The 12,330-nt window shown below is 50.8% G+C and carries 9 protein-coding genes; 7 read left to right on the forward strand and 2 right to left on the reverse strand.

Features of this window, described 5'->3' with window-relative positions; genetic code table 11:
• Positions 1–148 precede the first annotated feature (148 nt).
• Positions 149–541 (reverse strand): hypothetical protein, encoded by a 393-nt coding sequence (locus tag EGM51_04325; GenBank protein ID QBG46661.1) that lies wholly within the window; start codon positions 539–541, stop codon positions 149–151.
• 218 nt (positions 542–759) lie between these two features.
• On the opposite strand from EGM51_04325, the gene EGM51_04330 reads away from it, so the two are divergent.
• On the forward strand, positions 760–2,571 hold the full coding sequence (locus tag EGM51_04330) for a phosphoenolpyruvate carboxykinase (GTP) (GenBank protein QBG46662.1): 1,812 nt from the start codon (positions 760–762) through the stop codon (positions 2,569–2,571).
• Between the two features lie 572 nt (positions 2,572–3,143).
• Positions 3,144–3,935, forward strand: coding sequence for an IS110 family transposase (locus EGM51_04335; GenBank protein QBG46663.1), 792 nt, complete (start codon positions 3,144–3,146; stop codon positions 3,933–3,935).
• A gap of 555 nt (positions 3,936–4,490) precedes the next feature.
• Here EGM51_04335 and EGM51_04340 read toward each other — a convergent pair.
• On the reverse strand, positions 4,491–6,326 hold the full coding sequence (locus EGM51_04340; protein ID QBG46664.1) for a right-handed parallel beta-helix repeat-containing protein: 1,836 nt from the start codon (positions 6,324–6,326) through the stop codon (positions 4,491–4,493).
• Between the two features lie 203 nt (positions 6,327–6,529).
• On the opposite strand from EGM51_04340, the gene EGM51_04345 reads away from it, so the two are divergent.
• The 5 genes from EGM51_04345 (at position 6,530) to EGM51_04365 (ending at position 12,330) form a co-directional block, all read left to right on the forward strand.
• Complete coding sequence (locus tag EGM51_04345) at positions 6,530–6,937, forward strand: hypothetical protein (protein QBG46665.1); 408 nt, start codon at positions 6,530–6,532, stop codon at positions 6,935–6,937.
• A gap of 183 nt (positions 6,938–7,120) precedes the next feature.
• A complete protein-coding gene (locus tag EGM51_04350) occupies positions 7,121–8,878 on the forward strand; it encodes a Na+:solute symporter (GenBank protein ID QBG46666.1) in 1,758 nt (585 codons plus the stop codon).
• Between the two features lie 273 nt (positions 8,879–9,151).
• Positions 9,152–9,988, forward strand: coding sequence for a hypothetical protein (locus tag EGM51_04355; protein ID QBG46667.1), 837 nt, complete (start codon positions 9,152–9,154; stop codon positions 9,986–9,988).
• A 126-nt stretch (positions 9,989–10,114) separates the two neighbouring features.
• A complete protein-coding gene (locus tag EGM51_04360) occupies positions 10,115–11,920 on the forward strand; it encodes an N-acetylgalactosamine-4-sulfatase (protein ID QBG46668.1) in 1,806 nt (601 codons plus the stop codon).
• Between the two features lie 113 nt (positions 11,921–12,033).
• Positions 12,034–12,330, forward strand: a complete 297-nt coding sequence (locus tag EGM51_04365; protein QBG46669.1) for a hypothetical protein — start codon at positions 12,034–12,036, stop codon at positions 12,328–12,330.

Genomic DNA, 12,330 nt, shown 5'->3' on the forward strand with positions numbered 1-12,330 from the left:
GTTCGCGGGGTTGAAATCTCCGGGGTCGGGGCGGGAGCCGCAAGGGCTGGAGCGGGCATTCCGGTCGCCGCAGGCACACCGCGCCATGGGGAGAGGCGGTTCGAGGAGATTGAGCGCGTAGGGTTTTCAGAACAGTATAGGAGTTTTACTAATCTAGGCTGAGGTCGCCATGAATGCGGAGATGTTCCCGTTCTTTATCAACAAAAAGCTGGTTTTCGGGGAATGTTGCGGGAAGTTTTTCAAGGAGAAGCTGCTGAACCTTATCACGCATCTCCCGTTTGACCGCTCTGGGGACCTGACCGAGGGTGGAGATCCGGATGCTGACCACGTAGCCCGGACCGAATTCCGAGCCGAATCCGGCGGAATAGGATGCCCCGACATTAATAAGGCCGTCCATTTCCGGGTTTGAAGTGGTCCCTTCGGGAGGACGGTTTGGGTGTCTGGTGAAATATCCGCTGTATTCCGCCTCAAGAATGCGGTCGATTTCATCGAAAACGTGTTTGAGCTTCAGTTCCCATTCTCTGGCTTTTGCAGTGCGCATAAAGAAAAGAAGCCAAAATAATGGGACTGAATACAAGCGGAATTACTGAAAACCGTTCGTTGGCATAATTAAAATATGAATAATACGATCTTATTATATATAATATGATTTACGGACAATAGGTATTTTTTTACTGATTGAATTGACTTTGAGCGGTGGGCACTTATGATTCCCGCTTTTACCGAGAATTGGGTGTAATATAACTTAGGAGGTTAGAAATGAGTGCTCCCACAACAAATCAGAAGCTGCTGGACTGGGTGGCTGAAGTAGAAACCATGTGCACACCGGATAAGGTGGTATGGTGCGATGGCTCCAAAGAAGAATATGACCGCCTGATGGCCGAAATGGTTGAGACCGGAATGGCGATCAAGCTGAATGAAGAAAAACGCCCGAATTCTTATGCGTTCAACTCCGATCCTTCTGACGTTGCCCGTGTTGAAAGCCGTACTTTCATTGCTTCCGTTAAGGAGGAGGATGCCGGTCCGACCAATAACTGGGTTGATCCGAACGAGCTGAAGAAGACCATGACCGAGCTCTACACCGGCTGCATGAAGGGCCGTACAATGTATGTGATTCCGTTCTCCATGGGTCCGATCGGTTCTCCGATTGCGAAGAACGCCGTTGAAATCACGGATTCCCCGTATGTTGTGTGCAATATGCACATTATGACGCGTGTTTCCACTGAAGTTCTGCGTCTGATTGAAAAAGAAGATTTCTTCATTCCCTGTCTGCACTCCGTAGGTTCTCCGCTCGAGCCGGGTCAGAAAGACAGTCGTTGGCCCTGTGCTCCGATCGAAGATAAATACATCGCTCATTTCCCGGAAGAAAACCTGATCTGGTCCTACGGTTCCGGATACGGCGGCAATGCACTGCTCGGCAAAAAATGTCTGGCGCTGCGTATTGCCTCCGCTATGGCCGGCCGCGAAGGCTGGATGGCGGAACACATGCTGATTCTGCGCTTCATCAGTCCGGAAGGTAAAAAATACCACGTGGCCGCAGCTTTCCCGTCTGCCTGCGGCAAAACCAACCTCGCGATGCTTCAGTCCACTGTCCCGGGCTGGAAAGTGGAAACCATCGGCGACGACATCGCCTGGATGAAACAGGGTGATGACGGTCGTCTGTATGCGATCAACCCGGAAGCCGGTTTCTTCGGTGTAGCTCCGTTTACGTCCAAAGAAACCAACCCGATGGCTATGGCGTCTCTGGACAAAGACTGCATTTTCACCAACGTGGTCGTCACTCCCGATCTGGATGTATGGTGGGAAGACATGAATGTTCCGATCGAAAAAGGTACCGACTGGCTGAACCGTCCGTGGACCCCGGACATGAAAGACGAAAACGGTAAGCCGCTTAAAGGGGCGCATCCGAATAGTCGCTTTACGGCGCCTGCAAGAAACTGCCCATCGATCTGCCCGGACTGGGAAGATCCTGCCGGCGTTCCGATCGATATCTTTGTTTTCGGCGGAAAACGTACCTCCACCGTTCCGCTGGTGCATGAAGCATTTAACTTTGATCACGGGGTATTCATGGGGGCAACCGCTTCTTCGGAACCGACTGCTGCCGCCCTTGACCTGGGTAATGTTTCTTTGCGTTTTGATCCGTTCGCTATGACTCCGTTTATCGGCTACCATGCTGGTGATTACATGCAGCATTGGTTCGATATGGGTGAAAAACTCGGCGACAAAGCTCCGCGTGTTTTCTACGTAAACTGGTTCCAGAAAGATAACGGCAAATTCCTGTGGCCGGGCTTTGGTGAAAACAGCCGCGTTCTTAAATGGATGTGCGACCGCGTTGACGGCAAAGTCGGCGCCCGTGAAACCGCAATCGGCCTGATGCCGGAAGATGGTGATATCAACCTTGATGGTCTGGATATCCCGGCAGAAGATTGGGAGAAGCTGATGAAAGTGGATAAGGAAGCGTATAAAGCGACTCTCGCAGACGCTCGTGCTTATCTGGCAAAACTCGGCGATAAACTGCCGAAGAAGATGGAAGAACAGCTCGATATGCTTGAATCCCGTCTGAATGCCTAAGGGCATGCACGGAAGGCTGATTAGATCAGCCTTCTCGATAAGCGCTCCGCATGGCGGGCGCTCAGTTTCTTGATAAAGCTCCGGTGATTGCGCCGGAGCTTTATTATTATGCATACCCGTAAGGCGGCTAATCCACCGGAGTTAAGTTCGGCGTAAGGGAATTCAGCTTCGAACCTCTTATACCATTTACTACAACATTCCGGTCTTAACGACCGAGTTATTCCGCGCAGAGACGCACAGAGCGCGGAGCCGTTTGTGACTGAATTTCTCTGCGTCCTTGTAGGTTTCTCCCGACATCATTTGAGCTTTTTCCCCTTTCGAGAATGGGAACCATTACTCGTCGGAGAAAGGGGAGGAAAAAAGCTCCTCAGTTAAGTAAGCTCAGGAGCACCAGGGAACCGCCGGGCTTTTGACGAAAAGCTCGGCGGGGTTTCGGAAGAGATCATTCAGCGCCCAGAACCTGCCGGAGGCAGCGTTCATCGCAGAGCAGGGATCCTCCGAAGCTGCTCCGGTTTTATCTCAAACAGTTGACAGAGCCTTTTGAGCTCACCTCTACAAGACGGAGAAAAACCATGAAACATGAATTAACCCTGATTGCGGTTGACGTTAGCAAAGAATCGCTGGAAATCCAGACGGATGAACGATCTTTTGATGTCCCGAACACTGAAAAAGGCATTGCCCGTTTAATTAAAGCAGCCAGAGCTGCTCAGCTGCCTTTTGTTGTTTGTGAGGCAACGGGCGGATACGAACGCCTGTTGCCGGAGAGCATGCATGCAGTAGATATACCGATCTGCAGGGCCAATCCAGCCCGGATAAGGGCATTTGCGGCCAGTGAAGGCATACAGGCCAAGACCGATCCGATCGATGCGGATGTAATCCTCAAGTTCGCAAAAAGTAAGGAATTACGTCCTGCAGCTCCGGTATCGAGTCGGCGCAGGGAATTGATCGCCCTGCTCGACAGGCGCGATCACCTTAAAGAACAGGGTGCACGGGAAAAGAACCGGATCCGGAACTCCCCCGACTTCATCCATGCCTCTATCAAACGCATGCTCAATGTCCTGAAAAAAGAAATCACAGCCATTGAGAAGCGCATCCGGGAACTGATCAAATCCGATGAGAGTCTGTCGGCCTGTTTATCCTGTCTCACTGCCATCAAAGGCGTTGGCGAAGTTAGCGCATGGATGATCATGGCCTTCCTCGGTGAAATCACGATGCTCAGCAGAAATGAACTCGTTGCTCTCGCCGGCGTTGCCCCCTACAACAGAGACAGCGGCAGATTTATAAGGAAAACGAAAAATCAAAGGCGGGCGTGCGAAGGTCAGAAAAGCTCTGTATATGGCGACCAGAACTGCAGCGATGTATAATCCTGTAATCAAAGCCTATACCGATGGACTCCAATCGCGCGGGAAACCCTATAAATGTGCAATGGTCGCAGGGATGAGGAAAATGCTCATCCACATGCAGTCCGAACTTAGAAAAGCAGAAATAAAGGTTGAGTTATGACACAGTTGCTCTGCGAGGGATCAAATTTATACCGGATAGTTTTAACGTTTGGTATTATTCTGAAAGATCATTACATCGCCTTTGAATGCATTTATGACAAATTAAGCGTCTGCATCGGGATGGCGGGAAAAGCAATGGGAAAAAAACGAGTTGTTGACGTTTTGAAGTATCACAAATAGAGGATTGGCTGAAGAATGTTATGTCCTGAGTAGCAGAGAAATCGCTGTCCCTGAAGAGGTGAGTCGCAACGTGTTCAGGCTCGGTGCCATCGATCTGAACCGATTGGATAGGTCTGGAAAATAGGAAAATGCAGTTTCTGCGGCGGTCTGTTCGTTCTGAAAAAGAAAAACCCCGCCGAAAGACGGGGTCAACAGTATGAGGGCGCCCGAAGGCGGCCCGCCAACAACGCAAAGCGGTTATTTTTTTGCGGTCATTTCGCCTTTGACCTGAGCTTCAAAACCTTTGTTTTGTCCGACGATAAGATTTTCTGTATCGGCGGTTTTGGTGATGATGATCGGATGGTCGAAGCCGGTGGCGGTATTGCCGCTGATTTCCACATTGCTGCAGTATTCCAGCTTAATGGTTTCTCCTTCTTCGGCTTTCGGGTAGTCGTCGGAATAGATCAGTTTATTGTTCAGAATTCTAAGGCCGTCGACGGAGCGGGCTTCGACCAGATGGCCGTTAAAGCTTCTGATGGTGTTGTTTTCGAAGGTGATATTGCGATGGTAGCGACCTTCGCCCATGCGCTGATCTTCTGTAAAAAGCGGGGAGGCGAGGAGTGGGTAACGGTTGTCACGGGCATAACCGGGATTCACAAACTCATTGTTGCGGATGGTTACATCGCGGACTGCGCCGGATTCATACCATTTGTTATTGTCGCCTTCGATCAGGATGCCGTGCATCTGGGAGGAGAGATAGTTGTTTTCGATCAGAACTTTGCCTTTGGTGGTGACGAGAATGCTACGTGCGCGGTTTTCCCGGACGATATTGTTACGGAACTCCAGATCCGGATTCCAGGTCAGGTTTTCCACGGACATAATTTCCGGCAGGTTTTCCGGAACCTCTGCCACAGTGAGTACAAAGCGGTGTTCGTTGAGGAGTTTCAGACCGGTAATGACGGTTTCCGAAACGGGAAGCACGGTGCTGCGGTCCATAAGGGCGATTTTATCGCCGGGTTCACCGAAGAGCAGCCCCCATTGCTGAAAGTGACTGATGTTACAAAGGAACTGGTTGTTGCCGAGGTATTCAGCGACAGGAACATAGGCCCCGTGAACGTTGATGGCATCGTCGAGCATGTGTTCGAAAAGACAGTTTTCAACTTTGATCAGTCCTTTGCAACCGATGAAGTGTGTGGCATCAGCCCGGGTGGAGACGACGCGATCGCTGCCGGAAGTCACTTTCATACCGTTGAGTTCAATGTTTTCGGTACGCTCCACAATAAGGCCCATGCCGCCGGCGTCGTAGACGGTCACGTTTTCAATTTTGATATCTTTTGAATTGGTGATGTGGATAGCCGGGCAGAGGCGGCTGGTGGGATGAACGCCGTAAACCACAAGGGTGGAACCAACCGGCGGCGGCTCTTTTTTGAAACATTTTTCCAGCTTGATGAGGTTTTTTCCGGGTTTGGACACTTTGACCGGCTTCCAGCTGTTTATAGCGTAGCGATCGGTGTCGTAAATAGGCGCATGAGTATCTTTGTCCCAGACCATATTGGCACCGATGGGGTCCCATTGCCCCATACGGTCGAACAGCAGTTGGCCGTGCTGGATTTTATGCGGATAACGTGTTTCGTCGCATTCAAAGACAGCAGACTGCTTGTCGACGTTGCGTTCGATGCATTTCAGTTCGGCGTGGAAGGACCGTTTCCAGTCAATAGAAAAGTTTTTCAGGGTGGCTCCATTAACACGTTCGAGTATAATAGGGATTACGCGGCCATGCATAAGAAAGAGCGACCCGTTGCCGTCGATGCTGATGTTCGTGGAATCGAACAGAGGGAATACCATCCGTTTGAGACTGTTATCATGATTTGAAACAGCTCGGTAGATTTCGAGTGCGTTGTCATGATGAAAATCGTAGGTCCCTTTCGGAAAGCTGAGCGTAACACCGGCTTCGTCTCCGATGGATTCGATCAGACGGTTAAGTGCGTATGTATTGTCTTTTCCCGGAACAATGCCGTAATCGGCTACGTTAATAATACGTGCCTCTGCGGCCAGTGCACCGAGAATGATGATGCATGTTAAAAGTGATTTCATAACCCAACCCTTTCAGTAGTTCACTTCACGGTTAAACCCAAATTGCCGTGACATAGGTCTATGTATACGTCTGTACGATTATGTGAGCTATATCAGTTTCCGTAAAAGAAATGCGGCTTTTTGTCATCATCTTCCGGAAACATTGGAGACGCGCTGGAATAATCGGCCTGTTCAGCTGTCTGGTTTGCTGATTCACGCGGTATATGTATTTTATGAATTCTGAGGTTATTGCCAGGCAAGCAGGGATCATTGCCCGTAAGGCTGGATCAGGAGTTGTTCTGAAAACGTTTGAAGATGAAAGTTATGAAATACCGGATCATCGCTGTTTGGATTTGTGCAGTGTACGCAGCTATGGCCAAAATGAATTGAATAAACCGAATGTGCTGTTTATTGACATGGATGATCTGCGCACGGAGTTGGGGGGACGGATCGCCCGTACTGCGGGAGTGGGGAGCAACCCCATTCGACCGGCAATGCGTGAAATCTATTTCGATTCGTTTCTGATGGAAGTGGAGGACCCGATGAAGAAACAGATGGGGGAGCAGTGGGGTTATGATCTGTTTAAAAACATCTCATGGGCTATGTTGTGCGTACCGAGCGGCACCGCCTGATTGCATGGAAGGAAATACCGCATCCGGATGAGGAACCTGTTTTACTGAACTCAGCGATCATGAAACCAATCCGGATGAAACCGTGAACATTGCACTACACGGTCCGAAACTGGTAGAAGAACTGCTGCTCGGCTTTCCGGCGGTTGGAGAGGCGCGGTTCCAAGGATCGGAAAAAAGTAAAAGATGCATCTGTTCGATTATATTGTAATTCTGCTCTACGTGCTGGGCATTGTCGGTGCGGGCATGGTGTTTGCCGGCCGGATGAAAAATTCAAAGGATATGTTTGCTGCGGGCGGGCAGTCGCCGTGGTGGGTTTCGGGGCTGTCCGGATTTATGACGATGTTTTCAGCGGGCACATTTGTGATCTGGGGCGGGATTGCTTATACATACGGATTCGTCGCGGTGGCGATTAATATGTGCTACGGCCTTTCGGCGCTGTTGGTCGGCTGGCTTCTGGCGGGGTTGTGGCGCAGGCTCGGGGTGAATTCTGCATCGGACTTTCTGCAATTGCGGTTCGGTTCTTCGATCGTTCAGTTCTATACCTGGTTTCAGGGTACCATCGGAATTTTTGCGGTGGGAGGTTCCATTTATGCGCTTTCCAAAATTATCTGTGCTCTGATGCCGCTGCCGCCGGGGCATCTGCTGGCTGACCCGGCCACCGGTATGCTGTCGGTTTCTTTTACATCTGTTCTGCTCTGCCTGGTGGTGATTGCCATTGCCTTTTCGGGAGGACTCTGGGCCGTATTAATGACAGATGTGCTGCAGTTTATTATTCTGGTGGTTTCGGTGGTGATTGTGGTTCCGCTGATTCTGATTAAAGCCGGAGGATGGGGAACGTTTATTGAAAATGCACCGGAAGGATTCACCTCTCCGGTGGCGGCGGATTTCACCTGGTGGTTCATGGCCGGATGGGTTGTAATCCATTTTTTTAAAATCGGTGGTGAGTGGGGGTTTGTTCAGCGGTTTACCTGTGTGTCGTCGGCCCGGGATGCGCGTCGGGCAGCCTATCTGTTCGGGGCCATGTATCTGATCAGCCCGCTTTTCTGGATGCTTCCTCCACTGGTTTTCCGGGTGCTGAATCCGGATGTGGATGCGGAACAGGCTTATATTCTTTCGTGCAGACTGGTGCTGCCGGCCGGTATGATGGGACTGATGGTGGCCGCCATGGCGTCGGCCACCGCCAGTGCCGCAACTACGCAGCTTAATGTATTTGCCGGGGCCTTTACCACCGAGGTGTATCAGCGGTTGCTGAAACCGGATGCTTCAGATCGGCAGATGGTTTTTGCGGGACGTCTTTTCACGGTTATGCTGGGCGCAGTTGTTGTTGCCGGGTCGCTGCTGATTCCGCGGTACGGGTATACAAGCTTTATTCTTGATCTCACGACGCTGCTCACTGGTCCGCTGGTGCTGCCTACGATCTGGGGGCTGTTTTCGAAGAAGATCGGTATTAAGGCGGTCTGGGGAACAACGCTGGTCGGATTTGTCAGTGCGGCGGTCGTAAAATTCGGTCTTTCGGCGAACGGGTTCCTGGCCGAAGTCTCTTTTCTTTCACCGCTTTCAGACTTTATTGCGGCGCACAGCCGGATTGCTGATCTGACGTCGGGAATTCTGGTGCCGCTGGTTGTGCTGATTCTTCTCGAACTGGTGGAAAAAAATGAACAGCCGGGCTGGCGGAAGGTTCTGGAATCAAAACAGGCCTTTCAGGAATCGGAAGCGGTCGAGTCGTCCGCCCTGCCTGCAAAAATGGTGGCGATAACACTGGCGGCTATCGCGGCGGTCATGACCGTGCTCGGCATTATCAACCGTGCGGAGTTAAAAGTACTGATTCTTTTCGCCCTGATTCTTGCCACTGTTGCGGCATTTCTCGGGTTCTTCATCCGTATGCGTTCAGCAAAATCGAAATCCGGTATGGCGAAATCGGGAAAGCCGTTGGTCAGGTGATCCGGAAGCGGCACCGGTCTGATCAAAATCAGTTTCAGTCTTTGAGTTCTGTCGCCATCCGTTCAGCGAGCAAAATCTGTGGTTCCGATGTTGTTAAACGCTTTGAAGTGCGCTGTTATGTACCCTTAGAGAGGGCGTTTTTTGTGGTTCTGCCGCTGCGGACCCGGGGAGTTCATTTTTTTTTGTGCGGAAACCGCTGTACTCAGGGCGGATTTTCTTGGATAACTTCGCCCCTTTGATAGTACAACGAATTTAACTGAAGGACTTTACGAAATGGTATCTTTGTTCATTTCCATCGCAATCTGGATTGTGATCAGCGGAGCCTGTATGGCTGCCGGTATTAAAAACGGTTCCATTGCATACGGCATTCTGGGATTTATTCTATCGCAGGTGGTGATCAGTCTGCTGACACGTCGCAAATTTAAGGCGATCAATCATGAAATGCAGGAGTCACTTGCGGCCGGGCAGAAAAAGATCCAGCATAAAATCCACCAGTTTCAGACCAAGCCCGGTGGTAATCCGCGCCTGATCCAGAAACAGCTTGAGGCCGACCAGCAGGCTCTGTTCCGGCAGGCTCTGGATTTTATTCCGAAATTCGAGGCGTATAAAAAGTGGAATATCCTCATGGGTAAGCAGATTGCCACCATGCGTCTTCAATTTCTCTATCAGCTGAAGGAATTTGATCAGGTGGATGAAATTCTCAAGAACGGTTTTATGTCGAGTCCCGTGCTGTCCGATCCATTGCTGGTGGCCATGAAAATGGCGCGGCAGTATGCCAATAAAGATATCGCCGGTGCAGAGAAAACCTTTAAGCGTCATATCCGCTGGTTCCGTGATGATCGTGGAGCCTTGCTGTATGGTCTGATGTCCTGGATTCTGGTGAAAGAGAAAAAGCCCGACGAAGCGCGCGACCTGCTGGCGAAAGCTAAAGAAAAAATGTATAACGAAACCATCAACCGCAACTGGGAGATGCTTTCCAACAACCGTGCGAAAAGTTTTTCCAATGTCGGTTTCGGGGATCAATGGTACAGCCTTTATCTGGAAAATCCACCGGCCCCGAAACAGCAGCGGGTGCGCATGAATGCCAAAGGCCAGCACCGCCCGTTCTAATCAGAATAAAACGAATACACCACTCCCGGGCGCATCGGATTCCTGCTGCCTTTAAGTCTAAAGAACCATTCAACCGCATCACCTTTTGTGTATGCTGATCTTTCTGTGTTATAAGGAAAGGGAGCTATGAGGAGATTCGTTGGGCCGGTTCTTTCGCTGTTTATTCTGGTGATGTTTTCGTCGGCGCGGATGCCGAATGTGCTGCTGATTGTTACCGATGATCAGGGCTATGGCGATCTGTCGTGCCATGGGAATCCGTATATCCGGACGCCGGAGATTGATCAGCTTTATACCGATGGTGTACGGCTTACGGATTTTCATGTGGATCCCACCTGTGCGCCGACCCGTGCGGCTCTGATGACGGGCCGCTATTCCGCAAAAACCGGTGTGTGGCTGACTTATGGCAGCCGGCATCATCTGCGTCGCAATGAAACCACCATGGCGGATGTTTTCAAAGCCAACGGCTACCGAACCGCTATTTTCGGAAAATGGCATCTGGGCGATGCCTATCCGTTTCGTGTGAATGACCGCGGATTTGATGAATCGCTTATCCATGGCGGCGGCGTGATTGCTGAAACGCCGGACTATTGGAACAACAATTATTATGACGACACCTACTTCCGAAATGGAAAACCCGAAAAGGTAACAGGCTATTGTACCGATGTCTGGACCCGGGAGGCGATGCAGTTTGTGGAGCGGAATAAAGAGCGCCCGTTCTTCTGTTATCTGGCCTACAATGCGCCGCACGGTCCGCTGCACGTTCCTGAAAAATACCGCAAACCGTTTGAAAAGGATCATGATCCGAAACGCTCGGCATTTTATGGGATGATCGTCAGTATCGATGAAAATATCGGTCGTCTTATGGATAAGCTTCGGGTATTGGACCTCGAACGCGATACGATTGTGGTTTTCATGAATGACAACGGAACCAACGGTGGGGCTTATGTCGGTCCGCATGGCCGCGACGGCTGGGTAAACAGCGGTTACAATGCCGGTATGCGCGGCACCAAAACTTCGCACTACGAAGGCGGACACCGGGCGGCCTGTCTGGTCCGCTGGCCGGCCGGAGGAATTGACGGCGGTCACGATTTAACCGGTCTTACAGCGCATATCGACTGGCTGCCGACGTTTATTGACTGGTGCGGGCTTAAAAATACCTCAGCGTTACCGTTCGATGGCACTTCATTGGCCGAATCCTTCAGAACTGGGAAGGCTCCGGATCGCATACTGGTTGTACATGATCAAGGGCGTTTCGGCAGTCCTGTAAAGGACGGCCCATTGATCAAATACAAGGATTTTTCTGTCATGCAGGGGTGCTGGAGGCTGACCGGTGAAGCTGAGCTGTTCAATCTGAAAAATGATCCGTCGCAGCGGAAAAATGTCGCCGCCCAGCATCCGGAAAAAACGGAGCAGCTGAAAGGGGCCTATGAGAACTGGTGGGAGGCGGTTTCGGCCGACGAGGATGTTTTCTGTCCGTTTGTCATCAATCCGGAAAAACAACGGGTGGTTATGATTTCCGCGCAGAATTATCTCGGAGGAAATGTGGCCTACAGTCAGCGCTCTGTGCGCAAGGGCGAAGGTGCGGAAACAGGCTGGACGATGATTGATGTGGAAAAACCGGGAACATATGAAATCGCACTGCGCCGCTGGCCGCGCGAATCCGGGCTGGCGATCTGCGCTCTTCCGGAAACGTATTCGCAGAAACCCGAAACCCATTTTGTGGAAACTATAAACGATAAGGCGTTCAATGTTGAACGTGCACGTCTTAAAATCGGCGGATTTGACCGAACGGTTCCGGTTTCAGCAAGCGATCAGGAAATCGTTTTTGAAGTCCGGCTTGGGGCGGGGTTGCAGCGGATCGAATCCTGGTTCACGATGAATGACGGCTCCTGCAAAGCCGCCTATTACATTTATATTGAACCGGGTAAATAATTGGGTGTGACATTCGCGTTTGAGTTTGTAGTTTAACCACGTCTTCTCAGGTGCGTGAGATTTTGTGTGCCTCACAGCTGCGAGGAAAATCCGGAGCGTAGGGGAGAGTGAAAATGAAACAGGATCCATCCATAGGTTCAGGCTGCTGGTATCTGGGGCAGATTTATATCAATCCATCCGACAGGCGCATTATTATTCGCAGGCGTTCCCGTATCGGCTGGACCATCAATTTGGCGCGCCCCCTGGCCATCCCGGTCTTTCTGCTTATCTGTGTCTACGCTCTTGCCCCGTTCTATCTGCTCGATTGTTATGCTATTGATAATCCATGGGCATATTTCGCCGCATTTGTTTTTGTGCTGATTTCGCTGATGGCATTCTGTCTTTCGGCGGAAAAGAAATTTGCTGAATAG

The organism is Verrucomicrobia bacterium S94 (assembly GCA_004299845.1).
In the GTDB taxonomy this organism is placed as follows: Bacteria; Verrucomicrobiota; Kiritimatiellia; order Kiritimatiellales; family Pontiellaceae; genus Pontiella.

What these genes read in the sequence shown, in the direction of transcription:
- EGM51_04345 (QBG46665.1), top strand. Translation starts at nt 6,530, where the DNA reads ATGTATTTTATGAATTCTGAGGTTATTGCCAGGCAAGCAGGGATCATT.
- EGM51_04340 (QBG46664.1), bottom strand. Translation starts at nt 6,326, where the DNA reads ATGAAATCACTTTTAACATGCATCATCATTCTCGGTGCACTGGCCGCA.
- EGM51_04355 (QBG46667.1), top strand. Translation starts at nt 9,152, where the DNA reads ATGGTATCTTTGTTCATTTCCATCGCAATCTGGATTGTGATCAGCGGA.
- EGM51_04360 (QBG46668.1), top strand. Translation starts at nt 10,115, where the DNA reads ATGAGGAGATTCGTTGGGCCGGTTCTTTCGCTGTTTATTCTGGTGATG.
- EGM51_04330 (QBG46662.1), top strand. Translation starts at nt 760, where the DNA reads ATGAGTGCTCCCACAACAAATCAGAAGCTGCTGGACTGGGTGGCTGAA.
- EGM51_04335 (QBG46663.1), top strand. Translation starts at nt 3,144, where the DNA reads ATGAAACATGAATTAACCCTGATTGCGGTTGACGTTAGCAAAGAATCG.
- EGM51_04325 (QBG46661.1), bottom strand. Translation starts at nt 541, where the DNA reads ATGCGCACTGCAAAAGCCAGAGAATGGGAACTGAAGCTCAAACACGTT.
- EGM51_04365 (QBG46669.1), top strand. Translation starts at nt 12,034, where the DNA reads ATGAAACAGGATCCATCCATAGGTTCAGGCTGCTGGTATCTGGGGCAG.
- EGM51_04350 (QBG46666.1), top strand. Translation starts at nt 7,121, where the DNA reads ATGCATCTGTTCGATTATATTGTAATTCTGCTCTACGTGCTGGGCATT.